We start from the raw sequence: 20,901 nt of genomic DNA, 5'->3' as shown, positions 1-20,901 counted from the left end.
CCGGCGTCGGAACGGCCCTGTTTATCATTGTTTATCTAACGCGGCACAGCAAATGAGGAATACCGGGGTTACAAATGTTTGCACATTCGTCGGCGCACCCGAAACTCAGGCCGTCGCCGCCGCGCCCCGCTTGACGAAGAACAGCGCCGTGCCCACGGCCATCAGCAGGCCGCCGAAGAAGCGGTTCTGCTTGCGCACGGCGCGCGGGTCGCGGAAGAAGCGCTGCATGGACGACGCCAGGAAGGCATAGCTGTGCATGACGATCAGGTCGATGGTGCACATGGTGGCGGCCAGGATCAGCAACTGCGGCAGCACGGGCGCGCCGCGCGCGATGAACTGGGGCAGCACGGCCACCATGAAGATGATGCCCTTGGGATTGGTGGCATTGGTCAGGAAACCGGTCAGCACGCGCCTGCGCAGCGAAGGCGCCACGGCCACCGCCTGCGCCGCCGGCGCGTCCGCGTCCACGCTGACCCGGGCCCGCCACTGGCTCAGGCCCAGGTAGATCAGGTACAGCGCGCCCACCGTCTTGACCACGTTGAACGCGATTTCCGACGCCAGCAGCAGGGAACCGACGCCGGCGCCGGCGATGAACAGCACCAGCAGCAGCCCGGCCTGCAGGCCCAGGATGGTGCCGCTGGTCTTGCGTACGCCGTACGACAAGCCGTGCGACATCGACAGCACGGCCCCCGATCCGGGCGAGATGGCAATGATGGTGGCGGCGATGACAAACGTGATCCAGGTGGTGAAGCTCATGGCGGTATCCGATTCAAAAAGCGCGTGGAAGATGCTGGCTGCCGGCGACGCGCCACACGGCAACGGCCATTGTAGCGGCTCCCGCCGCGCGCCGCCCGCCCCGGCTGAGGTAAGATTGCCAGACTTTCATCCCGGAGCCCCACCATGCGCCACACATCTTCCACCACCCGCCCCGCGGAGCGCCACTGACATGGCCGGCTCCAGCCTGCTGGCCCTGATCGACGACATCGCGGCCATCCTCGACGACGTGGCCCTGATGAGCAAGATGGCGGCCAAGAAGACCGCCGGCGTGCTGGGCGACGACCTGGCCCTGAACGCCCAGCAGGTGGCCGGCGTGCAGGCCGAGCGCGAGCTGCCCGTGGTGTGGGCCGTGGCCCGTGGCTCGCTGCGCAACAAGGCCATCCTGGTCCCGGCCGCGCTGGCCATCAGCGCGCTGACGCCGTGGGCCGTCACGCCGCTGCTGATGGCCGGCGGCGCCTACCTGTGCTACGAGGGCTTTGAAAAGCTGGCCCACACTTATCTGCACCGGACCGAGCACGCGCAGCACCTCGACCAGCTGGCCGACGCCGTCGCCGATCCCGCCATCGACATGGTGGCGCTGGAGCGCGACAAGATCGCCGGCGCCGTGCGCACCGACTTCATCCTGTCGGCCGAAATCATCGTGATCGCGCTGGGCACGGTGGCCGGGGCCCCGTTCGGCCAGCAGGTGGCCGTGCTGGCCGGGGTGGCCGTGCTGATGACGGTGGGCGTGTACGGCCTGGTGGCGGCCATCGTCAAGCTCGACGACGCCGGCCTGTACCTGCGCCAGCATGGCGGCGTCGCCCTGAAGGCGCTGGGCAGCCTGCTGCTGGCGGCCGCGCCCCGGCTGATGAAGCTGCTCTCCGTGGCCGGCACGGTGGCCATGTTCATGGTCGGCGGTGGCATCCTGCTGCACGGCGTGCCGGGCAGCCACGCGCTGCTGGAGGCGGCCGCGCGCACAGCCGGTCTGGTGCCGGTGGCCGGCCCCGTACTGGCGCCCGTCACGCCCAGCGTGCTGAACGCCGTGGCCGGGGTGCTGGCCGGCGCCGCCGCGCTGGCCGTGGCCGGCCTGGCCGGCCGCCTGCGGCGCCTGTTGCCAGGCCGCTGACGCCGACGACGCCGATGACGGCCGGGCACGGAACCGCGCCGCGCCGCCGCAGTCCAACTTGGAACGGCACTTGGTCCGCGCACGGTCCGTGCACGGCAGGCACGGCGCAAGCACGCCCGCCGCGCGCGGGAGTACACCATGGATACACAGCAGCAGAAACTGGCGCTGGCGCTGGCGCTGGAGGCGGCCCACATGACCTTGTGGGATGCGCAACTGCAGGACGGCAACGTTACCGGCAGCACCGTGCACTGGCGGGCGCCGGGGCCGGCGCTGCTGGGCCTTGCCGCCGAGGACCTGTCGCAGCCTTATGCCGAGTTCCTGGACCTGGTACACCCGGCCGACCGCGATACCGTGCAGCGGCGCATGCAGGCCGGCGTGGACCGTGGCGATGGCTACGAGCTGGAATTTCGCGTGATCTGGCCCGACACCACCGTGCACTGGCTGACGGCCAAGGCCAGGGTCATGTTCTCGGCCGGAGGCCAGCCCACCGGCACCCTGGGCATGATCTGGGACATTTCCCGCCGCAAAGCCGAAGCACGGCACCTGGCGCGCCAGCGCGAGCTGGCCGAGATCACGCTGCGCTCGATCGGCGAAGGCGTCATCACGACCGACGCCGACGGCCGCACCCTCTACCTGAACCGGGTGGCCGAGCAACTGACGGGCTGGACCACCGAACTGGCCCAGGGGGTGGGCATCGCCACCACCTTGCGCCTGGTCGACGAGCAGGGAGAACAAGGCGCCGAGCAGGAGCACGTGGCCCTGAAATGCCTGCGGCTGCGCCAGACCATCGCCGTGACCGACCACAGCCTGCTGGTAACGCGCGAAGGGCGCCACATCGCCGTCGAGGAATCGGCCGCCCCGATCTGGTCCGACGAGAACGAACTGCTGGGCGCGGTGATCGTGTTCCGCGACGTCAGCCACGAGCGGCGCCTGAGCCGCCAGCTCAGCTGGCAAGCCACGCACGACATGCTCACCGGCCTGATCAACCGCAGCGAATTCGAAAACCAGCTGGCCGGCGCCCTGCACAGCGCCAAGCAGGAAGGCCACGTGCACGCACTGCTGTACCTGGACCTGGACCAGTTCAAGGTGGTCAACGACACCTGCGGCCACGGCGCCGGCGACCTGCTGCTGCAACTGCTGGCCAAGCTGCTGCAGACCCAGATGCGCGACTCCGACATCCTGGCCCGGCTCGGCGGCGACGAGCTGGGCGTGCTGCTGCCCCACTGCCCGCCGGCCCAGGCGCTGCACGTGGCCGAGGACCTGCGCCAGTCCGTCAAGGGCTTCCGCTTCGTGTGGGAGAACCGCAGTTTCGAGCTGGGTGTGAGCATCGGCCTGGTGGAGGTCAACCACGACAGCAAGTCCCTGAGCGAACTGCTGGTGGCGGCCGACCAGGCCTGCTACCTGGCCAAGGAACGGGGCCGCAACCGCGTGCACCAGTACCAGGAGTCGGACTCGCGGCTGATCCAGCGCCATGGCGAGATGCTGTGGGTGTCGCGCCTGACGGAGGCGTTCCGGCAGCAGCGCTTCCGGCTGTACGCCCAGCCCATCGTCTGCCTGACGGCCGTGGGCCAGCCGCACGACGAAGTGCTGCTGCGCCTGCGCGACGCCAAGGGCCACCTGATCCTGCCCGGCGCCTTCATCCCGGCCGCCGAACGCTACGACATGATGCTCGATATCGACCGCTGGGTGATCTGCTCCGTGTGCCGCCACATCCAGAGCATGCGCGACAGCCTGGCGCCGGACCAGGCCTACCTCGACAGCCGCCAGCGCCACCCGGCCCGCTACGCGGTCAACCTGTCGGGCACCTCGCTCAACGACGACGTGCTGCACGACTACATCGTCGAGCAATTCAGCCGCTACGATGTGGCGCCGGACGAGATCTGCTTCGAGATCACGGAGACGGCCGCCATCGCCAACTTGCCGAAAGCACAAGAATTCATGGGCAAGCTCAAGGCGCTCGGCTGCAGCTTCTCGCTCGACGATTTCGGCAGCGGCCTGTCCTCGTTCGCCTACCTGAAGGCGCTGCCGGTGGACTTCCTGAAGATCGACGGCATCTTCGTGCGCGACCTGGCCACCAACGCCATCAACCGGGCCATGGTCAAGGCCATCAACGAGGTCGGTCACGTGATGGGCATCCGCACGGTGGCCGAATACGTGGAGGACGAGGCCATCCTGGACCAGGTGCGGGCCATCGGCGTCGACTACGCCCAGGGCTACGCCGTGGGCCCGTTGCGCCCGCTGACGGCCGGCCGCGCGTGACATGGAGCAACAGCCGCGCCAGCCGGCCGCGTGCACGACAAATCTTGCGAAAACCGCATGGCGGCAGGCTTGGCGGGCCCGCCGCCTAGCGCATCCCAATCTGGAGATTTTTGATCTAAATCAATAAATTTACGAGGCTGACTCCTTACACTTGACGACATAGCTTGCGATAGAGCAAGAATAGACTTTTTTCCTTGGAGATAGCCGTCATGCGCACCAACCTGCCCGTCACCGACCGCGAACAGGAAGTTTTGGATGATCACGCCATCGTGTCCAAGACAGATTTGGACGGCAATATCACCTACGTCAACCCGTATTTCTGCGAGGTGAGCGGCTTCTCCGCCGAGGAACTGATCGGTTCGCCGCAAAACATCGTGCGCCATCCCGACATGCCGCCCGAGGCGTTCGCCGACCTGTGGTGCTCGATCAAGGCCGGCTATCCATGGACGGGCCTGGTCAAGAACCGCTGCAAGAACGGCAACTTTTACTGGGTCAAGGCCAACATCACCCCGATCCGCGACGCCGGCCGCACCATCGGCTATATGTCGGTGCGGGTGCGGGCCGACCGTGACCAGGTGGCCAAGGCCGAGCAAGCCTACCGCGCGATCCGCCAGCAACCCAAGGACAAACCCGGCATCACGATCCGCCACGGCGAAGTGGTGCAACCGGGCCTGGCCAGCCTGCTGGGCCGCATGCGCCACCTGTCGCTGGCCATGCGCATCTGGGCCTGCACCAGCCTGGTCAACACGCTGCTGGCTGGCGTCTGCGTGGCCAGCCTGCTCGGTTCGGACGGCCGCAACACGGCCGTCAGCTACGGCATCTTCGGCGCCACCTTCATCGGCCTGATCGTCAACGTATTCCTGTGGTACACGCTGCGGGTGGGCATGCTGCAGCCGCTGAACCGCGCCCTGCACGGCGCCCGCTCGATCGCGGCCGGCGACCTGTCGGCCCATTTCGAGACCGATTCCACCGACGAGGTCGGCCAGTTGCTGCGCGCGCTCGAACAAATGAACAGCAACCTGATCGCCACCATCCGCGACGTGCGCATGAACGTGGAAACCATGGCCGTGGCCACGCGCCAGATCGCGGCCGGCAACGCCGACCTGTCGGGCCGCACAGAAGCCCAGGCCGCCAGCCTGGAGGAGACGGCGTCCAGCATCGAGGAGTTCGCCGCCACCGTCAAGCAGAACGCCGACAACTCGGTGGAAGCGAACAAGCTGGCCGTGAACGCCTCCAACGTGGCGCAGGAGGGCGGCGTGATCGTGGCCGACGTGATCGCCACCATGGACGACATCAACAACTCGTCCAAGAAGATCGTCGACATCATCAGCCTGATCGAAGGCATCGCCTTCCAGACCAACATCCTGGCCCTGAACGCGGCCGTCGAGGCGGCCCGCGCCGGCGAGCAGGGCCGCGGTTTCGCCGTGGTGGCGGGCGAGGTGCGCAACCTGGCCCAGCGCAGCGCCACGGCCGCCAAGGACATCAAGAACCTGATCGACATGTCGGTCGGCAAGGTCAGCGCCGGCATGGAGCAGGTGCACCGGGCCGGCGCCACCATGGAGCAGGTGGTCAAGTCGGTGCAGCAGGTGACCACCATCATGCAGGACATCTCGACCGCCTCGCGCGAGCAGAGCATTGGCGTGGACCAGGTCAACTCGGCCATCGCCCACCTCGACCAGGTGACCCAGCAGAACGCCGCGCTGGTGGAGGAGGCCGCCGCCGCCGCCGCCAGCCTGGCCCAGGAAGCGACCGGACTGACCCAGGCCGTGAGCCTGTTCAACTTCGGCCACGCGCTGCGCCAGAATCGTGGTGGCCGCGCCGCCAGAACCAGCGCGCAACCTGCCAGCAACCTCAAGCGCCTGGCGGCCTGAACGCGCACCTTTTGACTTCACCGCACCGTTAGTTAGATAGCAGAAATGATCATGTCCCCTACCGCAGCCGGCGCCTCATCCAGCGTCGCGTACTTCCCGACGGTGCAGTTCGACGCTGACATCATCGGCAAGCTGAGCCAGTCCGGCCCCCGCTACACCTCGTATCCCACGGCCGACCGCTTCAGCGAGGACTTCGGCTACGGTAACTACCTGGAAGCCATCGCCGGCCTGCGCATGCGCGGCGGCCGCCGCCCGCTGTCGCTGTACATCCATATCCCGTTCTGCGACACGATCTGCTATTACTGCGCATGCAACAAGATCGTCACCAAGGACCGCAGCAAGGCCGCCACCTATCTCAGCTACCTGAAGCAGGAAATTGAGATGCAGGGCAAGCTGTTCTCGGGCATGAACCACATCGAGCAGCTGCACTTCGGCGGCGGCACGCCGACCTACCTGAGCGACCGCCAGATGGACGACCTGATGGCCCACCTGCGCCACCACTTCGAGTTCGCGCCCGACGACATCGGCGAATACTCGATCGAGATCGACCCGCGCACGGTCAGCCGCGAGCGGGTGCAGTCGCTGCGCTCGCAAGGCTTCAACCGCATCAGCCTGGGCGTGCAGGATTTCGACCCCGACGTGCAGCAAGCCGTGAACCGCATCCAGCCGGCCGAGGACACGCTGGCCGTGATGCAGGCCGCGCGCGACGCCGGCTTCCGCTCCATCAGCATCGACCTGATCTACGGCCTGCCCAAGCAGAACATGGACAGCATGGCGCGCACGCTGGAGCAGGTGATCGCGGCCAGCCCGGACCGCATCGCGCTGTACAACTACGCCCACATGCCGCACCTGTTCAAGCCGCAGCGCCGCATCCTGGAAGCGGATCTGCCGCCGTCGGCCGTCAAGCTCGACATGCTGGCGCTGTGCATCCGCCGCCTGAGCGCGGCCGGCTACGTCTACATCGGCATGGACCACTTCGCCAAGCCGACCGACGACCTGGCCGTGGCCCAGCGCCAGGGCCGGCTGCACCGCAACTTCCAGGGTTATTCGACCCACGCGGAATCGGACCTGGTGGCCTGCGGCGTGTCGGCCATCAGCGCCGTGGGCGCCACCTACAGCCAGAACGAGAAGACGCTGGACGCCTATTACGAAAAACTGGACGAGGGCAAGCTGCCCGTGGCGCGCGGCATCAAGCTGACCAGCGACGACCTGCTGCGCCGTATCATCATCCAGATGTTGATGTGTAATTTCGAACTGTCGATCGACTCCATCGAACAAGCCTACCCGATCGACTTCCGCACCTATTTCGCCACCGAGCTCGAAGCGCTGGCGCCGCTGGAACAGGACGGCCTGGTCACGCTGGAGCCGCACTGGCTGAGCGTCACGCCCAAGGGCCGGCTGCTGATCCGCAACATCTGCATGGTGTTCGACCGCTACCTGCGCATGGCGCGCACGCAGCCGCAGCCGGGCCAGCCGCTGCGCTTCTCGCGCACCATCTGAGCGGTTCACCATGAATGGCGCGCACCTGTTGTCCGTGTTCGCTGTCGGCCTGGCCGGCAGCGTGCATTGCATCGGCATGTGCGGCGGCATCGTCAGCGCGCTGTCGGCCACCGCCCCGCGCGCACCGACGCCACCGCCCGCGCGCGTGATCGCCATTACCCCCGCCGCGTCGCTGGCGCCGGCCGGCCAGCGCCTGCTGCGCGTGGCCGCCTACAACACGGGCCGCATCAGCAGCTACATGGTGGCCGGCGCCTTGGCCGGCGGCCTGGCGCAAGGCGCCGCCAGCCTTGCCAGACTGGCCACGCTGCAACTGGCGTTCTACTGGCTGGCCAACCTGATGCTGGTGGCGCTGGGCCTGTACCTGATGGATGCGTGGCGCGGCCTGGCCCACGTGGAAAGCGCGGGCCAGATCGTGTGGCGCCGGGTGCAACCGCTGCTCAAGCTGCTGCTGCCCATGGATAGCCAGCTCAAGGCGCTGGCGCTGGGCGGGCTGTGGGGCTGGGTACCGTGCGGCATGGTCTACAGCGTGCTGCTGACAGCCCTGCTGAGCGGCTCGGCCCTGGACGGCGCGGCCGTCATGCTGGCGTTCGGCCTGGGCACCCTGCCCATGCTGGTCACGCTGGGCCTGATGGGCGCCGGCGTGCGGGCCCGTCTGCAACAGCGCAAAGTGCGCATCGCCTGCGGCTTGCTGGTGCTGGGCTTTGGCGTGCTGGGCCTGGTGCGCGCCAGCCATGGCGCCTCGCTGGGCTGGCTCGATGCGCTATGCTTGACGGGTCATCCGTGAAGCGGCAAGGAAACCTCAACATGAGCATCAGCACTGAACGACGCAGCGTGCCGGAAATCACCCCGGCGGGACCGGCCATGGCGCCCACCGTCATGGACAGCGGTGCGCCACGCGCAGGCGCGGGTGCAGACGCGACCATGGCCACGGCTGCCAACGCGCCGGCCGGTTGCTTCCACTGCGGCCTGCCGCTGCCGCGCGACGGCCGCTGGTCGGTGCGCATCGATGACGTGGACCGGGCCATGTGCTGCCCCGGCTGCGCCAGCGTGGCGCAGGCGATCGTCGACATCGGCCAGAGCGCCTACTACCGCGACCGCACCGAGTTCGGCGCCACCGCCAGCGCCGACCAGCTGGTGCCGCCCGAACTGCAGCTCTACACCAACGCCGATCCGCGTTTCGCCGACTGCGAAGATGGCCGTGCCGCCGCCCTGTCGGTGGAGGGCATCCGCTGCGCCGCCTGCGTGTGGCTGATCGAACGCCGCCTGCAACAACAGCCGGGCGTGATCGAAGCGAACCTGAACGTGGCCACGGAAACCCTCCACGTGCGCTGGGACCCCTCGCTGTGCGAGCCGGCCCGGATCCTGCAAGCCGTGCGCGAAGTCGGTTACACGGCCTACCCGTACGAGGCGGGCCGCCACGGCGAGCAGTTGCAGCGCGCCGTCAAGACCCTGGGCCGCCAGCTGTTCGTGGCCGGCCTGGCTATGATGCAGGTGATGATGTACGTGGCGCCGGCCTACCTGGCCGGCGACGACGGCACGCTGGAACCGGCCATGGCGGCCCTGATGCGCTGGGCCAGCCTGCTGCTGACGCTGCCGGCGGTCTGCTATTCGGCGCTGCCGTTCTACCGCGGCGCGCTGTCCAGCCTGCGGGCCCGGGTGCCGGGCATGGACGTGCCCGTCACGCTGGGCATCGTGGCCGCCTTCGGCGCCAGCCTCGTGGCGACGTGGCGCGGCACGGGCGAGGTGTATTTCGATTCCGTCACCATGTTCATCTTCCTGCTGCTGTGCAGCCGCTACCTGGAGCTGCAGGCGCGGCGCAAGGCGGCCGGCGCGTTGCAGCGGCTGCACCACGCGCTGCCGGCCTCGGCCACCCGCGTGGCCGGCTATCCGCAACAACTGGACGGCGCCGTGGTGCCGGCCGCCACGCTGGCCGTGGGCGACGTGATCCTCGTCAAGCCGGGCGAGGCGGTGGCGGCCGACTGCGTGCTGCTCGACGCCGACACGGCGTTCGACGTCTCGCTGCTGACGGGCGAGAGCGCGCCCCAGCTCAAGCACGTGGGCGAGGCCGTGCCCGGCGGCGCCATCAACGCCAGCCGCGCCGTGCTGGCGCGCGTCACGCGCACGGCGCGCGACAGCACCCTGTCGGACCTGATCCGGCTGGTGGAGCGGGCCGGCCAGGGCAAGCCGCGCATCGCCCTGTGGGCCGACAAGGCGGCCGCCCATTTCGTGACGGCGCTGCTGGTCTTCGCGCTGCTCAGTTTCGGCTTCTGGTATTGGTACGACCCGTCGCGCGCCTGGCCGGTGGCGATCGCCGTGCTGGTGGTGTCGTGCCCGTGCGCGTTGTCGCTGGCCACGCCGACGGCGCTGGCAGCGGCCGGTGACCGGCTGCTGCGGCGCGGCGTGCTGGCCGTGGGCCCGCAAACGCTGGAAACGCTGCACCGCGCCACCCACATCGTGTTCGACAAGACCGGCACCCTGACCGTGGGCAAACCCGTGCTGCAGGACGTGCTGCTGTATGGCGGCGCGCGCCGCGCCCACTGCGTGCAGATCGCCGCCGCGCTGGAAGCGTCGAGCGCCCACCCGCTGGCGCGCGCGCTGGCGGCGGCGGCCGACGGCCCCTTGCCGTGGAATGCGACGCAAGTGGAGGAAACGCCGGGCCAGGGCCTGGCCGGCATGGTGGATGGACAACTTTACCGGTTAGGCAACGCGGCCTTCGTGGCGGGCCTGGCCGGGCCCAACGGCGACGGTCCGCTGGTGGCCGGCGCGCCCGGCACCACGGCCGTGTTCCTCGGCAGCGCGCAAGGCTGGCTGGCCTGCTTCCTGTTGCAGGACGCGCTGCGCGAGGACGCGCGCGCCACGGTCGACTATTTCCGCGCCGCCGGCAAGACGGTGGTGCTGCTGAGCGGCGACACGCCGGGCCTGACCCGCCACGTGGCCGAAGCGCTCGGCATCACGGAGGCGCAGGGCGGTTGCCTGCCGGCCGACAAGCTGGCCTATGTGCAAAAACTGCAAGCGGACGGCGCCGTGGTGGCCATGGTGGGCGACGGCATCAACGACGCGGCCGTGCTGCGCGCGGCCAACGTGTCGTTCGCGATGGGCTCGGGCGCGGCGCTGGCGCAGGCCCAGGCCGACGCGGTGCTGCTGTCCGGTTCGCTCGACGCGGTGGCCGGCACGGCCCGCACGGCGCGCGCCACCATGGCCGTGATCCGCCAGAACCTGGCCTGGGCCACGCTGTACAATCTGGTGGCGATCCCGGCCGCCGCGCTGGGCTGGCTCAATCCCTGGCTGTCGGGCGCCGGCATGGCGATCAGCTCGGCCGTGGTGGTGCTCAACGCCGTGCGGCTGCGGCGCGCCTGATCATTTTTAAAAGATTATTCATTCGCCATCATGGAAGCCCTGTACCTGCTCATCCCCCTCAGCGTGCTGCTGGTGTTCGGCGCCCTGTGGCTGTTCTTCCGGGCCGCCGACCATGGCCAGTTCGACGACCTGGTGGGCCCCGGCCTGCGCGTGTTGCAGGACGATGACCGTCCGCCTGCCCCTGACGACAAAAAAAGTGATTGAAATCTCGTGGCCCCGTCTCCACATGGCTTCATTCCGGCAATTTTGATCCAAATCAAAGATTTTTGAAGTCCTTCCTCGTACCCTTTGATCCACATCATCGAAGCGTTCTCAGGAGAACATCAAGTGGATCAAGCACTGAACTACAACTACAAGGTCGTGAAGCAATTCGCGATCGCTACGGTAGTCTGGGGCATAGTGGGCATGCTGGTAGGCGTCATTGTCGCCGCCCAGCTGGCATGGCCGGCTCTGAACCTGGACATCCCTTGGCTGACGTATGGACGGCTACGCCCGCTCCATACCAATGCCGTCATCTTCGCCTTTGGCGTCAGTGGCCTGTTCGCCACCTCGTATTACGTCGTTCAACGCACCTGCCAGGTGCGTTTGTTCTCTGACAAGCTGGCCGCCTTCACGTTCTGGGGCTGGCAAGCCGTCATCCTCTCCGCCGTGATCACCCTGCCGATGGGCCTGACCCGCGGCAAGGAATACGCCGAGCTCGAATGGCCGATCACCATCCTGATCGCCGTCGTGTGGGTGGCCTACGCCACCGTGTTCTTCGGCACCCTGATCACCCGCAAGGTCAAGCACATCTACGTGGCCAACTGGTTCTTCGGTGGCTACATCCTGGCGGTGACGCTGCTGCACGTCGTTAACGGCGCCAGCCTGCCAGTGTCGGCCTTCAAGTCCTACTCGGCCTACGCCGGTGTGCAGGACGCCATGATCCAGTGGTGGTATGGCCACAACGCCGTGGGCTTCATCCTCACGGCCGGCTACCTGGGCATGGTCTACTACTTCATCCCCAAGCAGGCCGAGCGTCCCGTGTACTCGTATCGCCTGTCGATCGTGCACTTCTGGGCCCTGATCTTCACCTACATGTGGGCCGGCCCACACCACCTGCACTACACCGCGCTGCCTGACTGGACCCAGTCGCTGGGCATGGTGTTCTCGCTGATCCTGCTGGCACCGTCGTGGGGTGGCATGATCAACGGTATCATGACGCTGTCGGGCGCATGGCACAAACTGCGTACCGACCCTATCCTGAAATTCATGATCGTCTCGCTGTCGTTCTACGGCATGGCCACCTTCGAAGGCCCGATGATGTCGATCAAGACCGTCAACTCGCTGTCGCACTACACCGACTGGGGCATCGCCCACGTTCACGGCGGCGCACTGGGCTGGGTGGGCTTCATCACCATGGGCTCGATCTACTACCTGCTGCCACGCCTGTCGGGCCAGCAAAAGATGTGGAGCACCAAGCTGATCGACGTGCACTTCTGGGTCGCCACCATCGGCATCGTGCTGTACATCGCCGCCATGTGGATCGCCGGCGTGATGCAGGGCCTGATGTGGCGCGCTGTCAATCCGGACGGCACCCTGACCTACACCTTCGTGGAAGGCGTCAAGGCCACCTATCCGTACTACGTGGTGCGCGTATCGGGCGGCCTGTTGTACCTGACCGGCATGTGCCTGATGGGTTACAACACCTACATGACGCTGCGCAACCGGGAAACGGCCGTGGCCCGCATCCCCGCGCTGGCCACCAAGCACGCCTAACCCTGGAGCCGACAAATGAAATTTACGCATGAATGGATCGAGACCAAGCCCTGGCTGCTGATCGCCCTGGTCACGCTGGTGGTCAGCGTGGGCGGCGCGGTCGAGATCATCCCCCTGTTCTTCCAGAAGTCGACCACCGAACCGGTGGCCGGCCTGAAACCCTACTCGGCGCTGCGCCTGACGGGCCGCGACATCTATGTGCGCGAAGGCTGCTACAACTGCCACTCGCAGATGATCCGCCCGTTCCGCGCTGAAACGGAACGCTATGGCCACTACTCGGTGGCCGGCGAGTACGTGTACGACCGTCCGTTCCAGTGGGGTTCCAAGCGCACCGGCCCGGACCTGGCCCGCGTGGGCGGCCGCTACAGCGACGAATGGCACAAGACGCACTTGAACAATCCACGTGACGTGGTGCCCGAGTCGAACATGCCGAACTACCCATGGCTGTCGCAGAACAAGCTCGATCCTTCGGAGATCCAGCCCAAGATGCGCGCGCTGCGCAAGCTGGGCCATCCGTACAGCGACGCGGAGATCGCCGCCGCACCGGACGAGCTGAAAGACAAGACTGAAGAAGATGCCCTGATCGCCTACCTGCAAGGCCTGGGTACCGCAATCAAGACGAGGAACTAGTCATGGCACTCGAGACCATTTTTGATAACGCCAGCAGCGTGATGACGGTGATCTCCTTCATCACCTTCGTCGGCATCTTGTGGTGGACCTATTCGGGCCACCGCGCATCCGCCTATGCGACCGCAGCCCAACTGCCGTTCGCCGATGACGAGGAGCATACCCATGTCTGATTTCACCAGCGGTTTCTGGAACATTTACATCGTCGTCCTGACCATGCTGGGCGTGTTCGGCTGCGCCATCCTGCTGTACTCGCAGTCCAAGATCAAGGCCGACCCGAACCAGCAACACGACGGTCCGGTCGGCACCACCGGCCACATCTGGGACGAGGACTTGACGGAACTGAACACCCCGATGCCCCGCTGGTGGATGTTCCTGTTCTACATCACCATCATCTTCGCGCTGGCCTACCTGTTCCTGTATCCGGGCCTGGGCACCTACAAGGGCAGCCTGGGCTGGACTTCCGGTGGCCAGCACGCGGCGGAACTGAAGCAGGCCGAGAACGACTACGGCCCGCTGTTCAACCAGTACCTGAAGCAGGACCTGAAGGCCGTGGCGGCCGATCCCAAGGCGCACGCCATGGGCGAACGCCTGTTCCTGACCTACTGCGCGCAGTGCCATGGTTCCGACGCCCGCGGCAACAAGGGCTTCCCCAACCTGACCGACAAGGACTGGCTGCACGGCGGCACGCCCGAAATCATCAAGACCACCATCATGGGCGGCCGTCACGGCGTGATGCCACCGATGGGCGCGGCGCTGGGCGGAGACAAGGATGTCGAAAACGTGGCAAACTACGTGCTGAGCTTGTCCGGTTCCACGCACGACCCCATCAAGGCCGTGTTCGGTAAGGCCAAGTTTGGCGCCTGCATGGCCTGCCACGGCGCCGACGCGCATGGCAACCAAGCCTTGGGCACGCCTAACCTGACGGACAAGATCTGGCTCTATGGTGGTAGTCTGGAAACCATCATGGAAACCATCCGCAAGGGCCGCAACAATACGATGCCGGCCTTTGGCGAGTTCCTCGGTGAAGGCAAGGTCCATGTGCTCGCTGCCTATATCTGGAGCCTGTCCAACACCCCCGGCACTGCCGAGGTGGCGGCCACCGCCGACGCCACAGCCGCTGCCGCCAAGCCGTAAAGAAGCAATGCAATGAATGCGCCACAACCTCAAGTCATCAAGATGTATGCGGCGCGGGAGGAAATCTACCCGCGCGAAACCAAGGGCCGTTACGCCAGCTTGCGCTGGGTCTTTGTCTGGCTGACCCAGCTGGTCTTTTACGGCTTCGCCTGGCTGCAGTGGAATGGCCGCCAGGCCCTGCTGTTCGATCTGGCGGCCCGCAAGTTCTACATCTTTGGCCTGGTGTTGTGGCCGCAGGATTTCATCTACCTGGCGGCGTTGCTCATCATCTGCGCCTACCTGCTGTTCCTGGCCACGGCCGTGGCCGGGCGCGTGTGGTGCGGCTTCGCCTGCCCCCAGACGGTCTACACGGAAATCTTCCTGTGGATAGAACGCAAGATCGAAGGCAAGCGCAGCGCGCGCATGCTGCTCGACAAGCAAGGCCCCTCGCTCAAGAAGTTCCTCAAGAAAACCACCAAACACGTGGTCTGGGCCGCCCTGGCGCTCTGGACCGGCTTCACCTTCGTCGGCTACTTCACCCCCATCAAACAACTGGCCGCTGAGGTCACCACCCTCAGCTTCGGCCCGTGGGAATGGTTCTGGGTCGTGTTCTACGCCTTCGCCACCTACGGCAACGCGGGCTGGATGCGCGAGCAAGTGTGCAAATACATGTGCCCGTATGCGCGCTTCCAGAGCTCCATGTTCGACCGCGACACCCTGATCATCACCTACGACAGCAAGCGCGGCGAACCGCGCGGCGCCCGCGGCAAGAATGCCGACACGAGCAAGCTGGGCGACTGCATCGACTGCACCATGTGCGTCCAGGTGTGCCCGACCGGCATCGACATCCGCAAGGGCCTGCAATACGAGTGCATCGGTTGCGCGGCCTGCATCGACGCCTGCAACGGCGTGATGGACAAGATCGACCTGCCACGCGGCCTGATCCGTTACAGCACGGACCACGCGATGGCGGAAAACTACACGACGGCCCAGATCCGCGCCCACGCCCTGCGTCCGCGCGTGCTGATCTACACCGGCATCCTGTGCCTGATCGTGGCGGCCGTGGGCAGCGCCCTGTGGCTGCGCACCCCGCTGAAGATGGACGTGATCCGCGACCGCGGCGCCATGGGCCGCGAAGTGGAGGATGGCATGATCGAGAACGTGTACCGCCTGCAGATCATGAACACCACCGAGCAAGCGCATACCTACCGCATCCGCGTTGAAGGCATGGAGCACCTGCACCAGGTGACGGCCGACACGGTCAAGGTGGGCGCCACGGAAACGCTGGCCTACCCGATCCGCCTGCGCGCCGACCACGACGCCGGCCACAAGGGTTCCAACAAGATCGAGGTGGAGCTGGAGGCGATCGACGACCCCAGCCTGCACGTCAGTGAACATGCGGTCTTCATCGTACCGCGCTAAGGATCAGGAGTAACACCATGGCAGAAGTGATTCCCATCGACCAGCAAGCACGCAGCCTGCCCTGGTACCGCCACCGCTGGCCCTGGCTGTTGATGCTGGGCCCGTTCCTGGTGATCGTGGCCGGCAGCTACACCATGTGGCTGGCCTACACGCGCCAGGACGCGCTGGTGGTGGGCGACTATTACAAGCAGGGCAAGGCCATCAACCAGGACTTGCGGCGCGACCGCGTGGCCACCGCGCTCAAGCTGGACGTGGCGCTGCGCTACGAGCCGGAAAAAGGCGAACTGCTGGGCCGCCTGGACAGCCCCGTGAAGGCCCAGCCCGGTCGCCTGCTGCTGCACCTGGCCCACGCCACGCTGCCGGAAAAGGATGTGCAACTGGTGGTGCAGCCGGACGCCGACGGCGCGTTCTCGGTGGCGCTGCCCATGCTCGAACGCAGCCGCTGGCTGGTGCAGGTGGAAAGCGAAAAGCGCGACTGGCGCCTCGACGGCGTGTGGAACTGGCCGGCCGAACGCGAAATCCAGCTGCGCGCCGACACCCCGTCGAACGCACCTGCCGAATAAGCGGGCGGACAGGCAGCAACGCTGCCGCAGAAACAACAAGGGCGCCCGCAGGCGCCCTTTTTTTATGCCCGCCTGCTCAGCCGCAGGTGCGGGTGCCGGCCGTGATGGCCTTCAGCATGGCCGGGTTGAGCAACTCGATTTCGCGGTTGCTGACCCGCAGCATGCCTTCCTTCTTGAACTTGGACAGCAGCCGGCTTACGCTTTCGATGGTCAGTCCCAGGTAGTTGCCGATCTCCTCGCGCGTCATGCGCAGCTGGAAGGTGGTGGCCGAATAGCCGCGCGCCTCGTAGCGCGACGACAGGTTGACCAGGAAGGCGGCGAAGCGCTGGGTGGCCTGCATATTGCCCAGCAATAGCATCACGCTTTGCTCGCGCGTGATCTCCTGGCTCATCATGCGGTGGAAGTGGCGCAGCAAGGTTGGCATATCGACCAGCAATTGCTGCAGGCTGCCGAACGGGATCTCGCACACTTCGCTGTCTTCGAGCGCGATGGAATTGCAATGGTGGCGGTCGGTGCTGATGGCATCCATGCCCAGCAGCTCGCCGGACATCTGGAAGCCGGTGATCTGCTCGGCGCCGTCCGGATTGACCTGGAACGTCTTGAAGTGGCCCAGCCGTATCGCGTACAGGCTGGCGAACGGATCGCCGATGCGGAACAGGGTGGCGCCGCGCGGCACCTTGCGGCGCCGGCCGATGATCTGGTCGAGCCGCTCCATGTCCGCCGTATCGAGCCCCATGGGCAAGCACAGCTGGTGCATGCTGCAACTGGAACAGCGCGCGCGCAACGCTTCCACCGACACACCCGGCAAAACTAGGGAGGGAAGAGCTTGTATCATGCTGCCAGTGTAGCTGATTTGCCGCCAAATACCGGCAAAGCCGCACTCATCCAATCAAGTATTCCTGTCAGAAACACGCCGCCGGCAGCGGCCGCGCACGCGCCGCCATCGTTCTTGCCATGGACAGACATTGATAGGAGAATTGCCCCGTGGCCGCGCCCTGTTGACCGTTACGCTCCCCCCACAAGGACTCCATGAAGCCCCTCGGCATCAAAGCCAAAGTCGCCCTCGCCACCAGCCTCACCTCGATCGTGATGATCGCGCTGGTGACCGTGGTGCAGACACAACGCATGCGCGACGATTTCACCAAAGTCCTGTTCGACCAGCAAACGGCGCTGATCAACCGCACGGCCGAGGAACTCGATGACAAATTGCTCATGTTGCTCGGCATCGTGGAGCGCTCGGCCAGGCTGCAACCGCCGGCCATCGCCACCTCGACCGAGCAGTTGCGCGCCTATTACGGCGCGCGCGCCGTGTTGTCGCTGTTCGACGACTTGCTGGTGCTGGCGCCGGACGGCGCCATCGTGGCCGACCTGCCGGCCGTACCGGCGCGGCTGGGCGTGAGCGCGGCCGACCGCGCCTTCTTCCAGCAGGTGATGCGCACCCGCAAGCCGATGATCACTGAACCACTGATCGGCAAGATCGGCAAGCAACCGATCGTGCAGATGGCCGCGCCGGTGCTGGACGCCCAGGGCCGCGTGGTGTGCGTGCTGGTGGGCGTGCTGCGGCTCTACAAGGATAACCTGCTGGGCCACCTGCGCACGGCCAAGGTGGGCCGCAGCGGCTACTATTTCGCGCTCACCCGCACCGACACGCCGATCTACGTGCTCCATCCGGACCCCAACCGCCTGCTACACCCGCGCCCGCCCAACGCCAACCCAGCCACCACGCGCGCGCTGCGCGAAGGCTTCGAGGGCACAGTGATCTCCACCAACAGCTCCGGCGTGCGCGCACTGACCAGCCTCAAGTCACTCAAGTCGGTCGACTGGGTGCTGGGCGCCTCGCTGCCGGCCGATGAGGCGTTCGAACCATTCAATGGCGTGCTGTACCGCGTGGCCCTGTGGAGCGCGCTGGCCGCCGCGCTGGCCGCAGCCCTGATCGGCTGGCTCACGCTGCGCCTGATGGCGCCGCTGCTGCGGCTGCACGAAGCCATCGTGCGGCTGCGGCGCGACACCAGCCACTTCAGTCCGCTGCCCGTGCACAGCGGCGACGAGATCGGCCAGCTGACCACGGCCTTCAACAGCCTGATGCATGAGCGGCTGGCGGCCGACGCCCGCCTGCAACGCCTGATCGAACTGGCGCCCAACGCCATTGTGGTGGTGGACGGCAACGGCCGCATCGAGACCTTCAACCGCGAAGCCGAGCGCTGCTTCGGCTACGCGCGCGCCGACATCATCGGCCAGCCGCTGGAAACGCTGATGCCGGCCCGGCTGCGCGACGTGCACACGGGCCACCGGCAGCGCTTCGTGACCAGCCGCCTGAGCGACGAGCCGGTCCGCATGGGCAAGGGCGGCGTGCTGCTGGGCTTGCACCGCGACGGCACCGAGTTCCCCATCGAAGTGAACCTGAGCGCCGTGCGCACCGACCAGGGCACCAAGGTGCTGGCCGTGATCGCCGACGTGACCGAGCCGCAGCGCCTGCGTGGCGAGCTGGAGGCGCGCGCGCAGGAACTGGAGCGCGAACGCGACCGGGCCGAGGCGGCTAACCGGGCCAAGAGCGACTTCGTGGCCAACATGAGCCATGAGATCCGCACCCCGATGAACGCCGTGCTGGGCATGGTCTACCTGCTGGGCAATACGCCGCTCACGCCGCAACAGCGCAAATACCTGACCATGGTGCGCATGTCGGGCCAGTCGCTGCTGGCCATCCTCAACGATGTGCTCGACTTCTCCAAGATCGAAGCCAGCCGCATGGAGCTGTCGCCCACCGAATTCGAGCTGGACGAAGTGCTCAACACGCTGGCCACCACCATGACCATGAGCGCGGGCGACAAGGAACTGGAGCTGGCCATCGAGGTGGAGCCGGACGTGCCGCGCCTGCTGCGCGGCGACGCGCTGCGCTTGCAGCAAGTACTGGTCAACCTGGCCGGCAACGCCATCAAGTTCACGGCCCAGGGCGAGGTGGTGGTGAGCGTCGCGCTCGCCGGCCGGGACGGCGGCGACGCCGGGACGGCCCGGCTGCGCTTCGAGGTGCGCGACACCGGCATCGGCATCACCGAACAGCAGCAGGGCCAGCTGTTCACGGCCTTTTCCCAGGGGGACGAGAGCATCACGCGCCGCTTCGGGGGCACCGGCCTGGGGCTGGCCATCAGCAAGCGGCTGATCGAGATGATGGGCGGGCGGATCGAGGTCAGCAGCGTGGTGGGCCAGGGCGCGCGCTTCTGGTTCACCTTGCCGTTCGACGTGCTGCCCGCGCAGGAACGGCCGCGCCGCGCACCGGCGCTGGGACCGCTGCGCGTGCTGGTGGCCGACGACAACCGCACCAGCCGCGAACTGATCGGCAAACTGATCCGGGCCTGGGGCTGGCAGGCCGACGAAGTGGAATCGGGCACGGCCGCGCTGGCCCACTACCGGGCCCAGCGTGACGCGGGCCAGCCCTACGACGTGGTGCTGGCCGACTGGCACATGGCCGACATGGGCGGCCTGGCGTCGGCCAAGGCCATCTGCAAGGCCGCCCACGGCGGCAAGCAGCCGATCGTGGTGATGATCAACGCGTTCGCGCTGGACCGGCTGGAGCAGATTTCCAGCGCGCCCGAGGCGGACGTGGTGCTGGTCAAACCGATCACCAGCTCCAACCTGTTCGACGCGCTGCACCAGGCATTGGCCGCCAACGCCGGGCCCGCCGACGCGCCGGCGCCCGCGCGCGGCATCGCCGGCCGCCTGCGCGGCGTGCACCTGCTGCTGGTGGAGGACAACCTGCTGAACCAGACGGTGGCGCGCGGCATCCTGGAGCAGGCCGGCGCCACGCTGGACGTGGTGGGCGATGGCCAGCAGGCGGTGGACCTGCTGCGCAGCTCGGCCGGCCACTACGACGCCGTGCTGATGGACATGCAGATGCCGGTGCTGGACGGTTTCAGCGCCACCCGCATCCTGCGCCAGGAACTGGGCCTGCGCCTGCCCGTGATCGCCATGACGGCCGGGGTGCTGGCGTCCGAACGCAGCCGCTGCGTGGAGGCCGGCATTTCCGACTTCATCCCCAAGCCGATCGAGGTGGAGCAGATGCTGGCCGTGATCGAACGCCAGTTGCCGGCCACGCTGGCGCGCGCCGCATCCGAGGTTGCGCCGGCAGCGGCTCAGACGCCGCCGACCGCCGCCACCGCCGTTGATGGCGACGCGCCGGCCGATGCCGCCGTGTTCAGCATGGACAGCCTGATGCGTGTGATGGGCAAGGACCCCAAGGGCCGCGAGGTCATGTTCAAGATGGTGCGCGGCGCGCTCGACGCGGGCGAGCAGCCGCTGGCGGACGCCGCCACGGCGCTGCGCGAAGGCCGCCCGCAGGACGCGTCGCGGCTGTACCACAGCTTGCGGGGCGCCGTCGGCGTGCTGGGCGCCAAGCGCCTGGTGCAGGCCACGCTGGCGGCCGAAGCGGCCATCGCCGAGGGCCGCGATGACGAAGCCCAGGCGCACTGGCAAGCCGTCCACGCCGAGCTGGCCGCCACGCTGGAGCAGGCCCGGGCCTGGCTGGCGCGCGAGCAGGGCTGACGGCCACCGGGTA

Annotated in this window: 16 protein-coding genes; 14 read left to right on the top strand and 2 right to left on the bottom strand. The window is 67.1% G+C overall.

The features are described 5' to 3' along the window. Positions 1-105: 105 nt before the first annotated feature. A complete protein-coding gene (locus H3H37_RS06815; protein ID WP_182160887.1) occupies positions 106-756 on the bottom strand; it encodes a LysE family transporter in 651 nt (216 codons plus the stop codon). Positions 757-946: 190 nt separating this feature from the next. On the opposite strand from H3H37_RS06815, the gene H3H37_RS06810 reads away from it, so the two are divergent. From H3H37_RS06810 to H3H37_RS06750, 13 genes are all read left to right on the top strand, one after another. Further along, a complete protein-coding gene (locus tag H3H37_RS06810) occupies positions 947-1,882 on the top strand; it encodes a DUF808 domain-containing protein (protein WP_182160886.1) in 936 nt (311 codons plus the stop codon). A gap of 138 nt (positions 1,883-2,020) precedes the next feature. Continuing rightward, positions 2,021-4,141 (top strand): EAL domain-containing protein, encoded by a 2,121-nt coding sequence (locus H3H37_RS06805; RefSeq protein WP_182160885.1) that lies wholly within the window; start codon positions 2,021-2,023, stop codon positions 4,139-4,141. Positions 4,142-4,350: 209 nt separating this feature from the next. Then, entirely contained in the window at positions 4,351-6,012 is a 1,662-nt protein-coding gene (locus tag H3H37_RS06800) for a methyl-accepting chemotaxis protein (RefSeq protein ID WP_182160884.1), read from the top strand. Between the two features lie 51 nt (positions 6,013-6,063). Next, positions 6,064-7,512: an oxygen-independent coproporphyrinogen III oxidase gene (gene hemN, locus H3H37_RS06795; protein ID WP_182160883.1), complete on the top strand. Its 1,449-nt coding sequence runs from the start codon at positions 6,064-6,066 to the stop codon at positions 7,510-7,512. A 10-nt stretch (positions 7,513-7,522) separates the two neighbouring features. Continuing rightward, on the top strand, positions 7,523-8,296 hold the full coding sequence (locus tag H3H37_RS06790; RefSeq protein WP_182160882.1) for a sulfite exporter TauE/SafE family protein: 774 nt from the start codon (positions 7,523-7,525) through the stop codon (positions 8,294-8,296). Between the two features lie 137 nt (positions 8,297-8,433). Then, positions 8,434-10,869: a heavy metal translocating P-type ATPase gene (locus tag H3H37_RS06785; RefSeq protein WP_229218713.1), complete on the top strand. Its 2,436-nt coding sequence runs from the start codon at positions 8,434-8,436 to the stop codon at positions 10,867-10,869. A 30-nt stretch (positions 10,870-10,899) separates the two neighbouring features. Continuing rightward, complete coding sequence (gene ccoS, locus H3H37_RS06780; RefSeq protein WP_182160881.1) at positions 10,900-11,073, top strand: cbb3-type cytochrome oxidase assembly protein CcoS; 174 nt, start codon at positions 10,900-10,902, stop codon at positions 11,071-11,073. 123 nt (positions 11,074-11,196) lie between these two features. Then, positions 11,197-12,624: a cytochrome-c oxidase, cbb3-type subunit I gene (gene ccoN / locus H3H37_RS06775; RefSeq protein WP_182160880.1), complete on the top strand. Its 1,428-nt coding sequence runs from the start codon at positions 11,197-11,199 to the stop codon at positions 12,622-12,624. Between the two features lie 15 nt (positions 12,625-12,639). Beyond that, the gene (ccoO, locus tag H3H37_RS06770) at positions 12,640-13,254 is read left to right on the top strand and encodes a cytochrome-c oxidase, cbb3-type subunit II (protein WP_182160879.1); all 615 of its coding nucleotides are present in this window, start codon (positions 12,640-12,642) and stop codon (positions 13,252-13,254) included. A gap of 2 nt (positions 13,255-13,256) precedes the next feature. Then, positions 13,257-13,424 (top strand): cbb3-type cytochrome oxidase subunit 3, encoded by a 168-nt coding sequence (locus H3H37_RS06765; RefSeq protein WP_182160878.1) that lies wholly within the window; start codon positions 13,257-13,259, stop codon positions 13,422-13,424. After that, complete coding sequence (gene ccoP, locus H3H37_RS06760; RefSeq protein WP_182160877.1) at positions 13,417-14,388, top strand: cytochrome-c oxidase, cbb3-type subunit III; 972 nt, start codon at positions 13,417-13,419, stop codon at positions 14,386-14,388. The genes H3H37_RS06765 and ccoP overlap by 8 nt, the downstream gene beginning before the upstream one ends. Positions 14,389-14,400: 12 nt before the next feature. Continuing rightward, positions 14,401-15,789 (top strand): cytochrome c oxidase accessory protein CcoG, encoded by a 1,389-nt coding sequence (gene ccoG / locus H3H37_RS06755; protein WP_182160876.1) that lies wholly within the window; start codon positions 14,401-14,403, stop codon positions 15,787-15,789. 17 nt (positions 15,790-15,806) lie between these two features. Beyond that, positions 15,807-16,352, top strand: coding sequence for a FixH family protein (locus H3H37_RS06750; RefSeq protein ID WP_182160875.1), 546 nt, complete (start codon positions 15,807-15,809; stop codon positions 16,350-16,352). Positions 16,353-16,428: 76 nt separating this feature from the next. On the opposite strand, the gene fnr is transcribed toward H3H37_RS06750, so the two are convergent. Next, complete coding sequence (gene fnr / locus H3H37_RS06745; protein WP_182160874.1) at positions 16,429-17,187, bottom strand: fumarate/nitrate reduction transcriptional regulator Fnr; 759 nt, start codon at positions 17,185-17,187, stop codon at positions 16,429-16,431. Positions 17,188-17,381: 194 nt separating this feature from the next. Here fnr and H3H37_RS06740 point away from each other — a divergent pair, with 194 nt between their 5' ends. Further along, a complete protein-coding gene (locus H3H37_RS06740) occupies positions 17,382-20,888 on the top strand; it encodes a response regulator (protein ID WP_182160873.1) in 3,507 nt (1,168 codons plus the stop codon). Positions 20,889-20,901 lie beyond the last annotated feature (13 nt).

This window comes from Rugamonas brunnea, assembly GCF_014042345.1.
Classification (GTDB): domain Bacteria; phylum Pseudomonadota; class Gammaproteobacteria; order Burkholderiales; family Burkholderiaceae_D; genus Rugamonas; species Rugamonas brunnea.
Note: the sequence above shows the minus strand (reverse complement) of the source record. Positions and strands in the feature narration are given on the sequence as shown.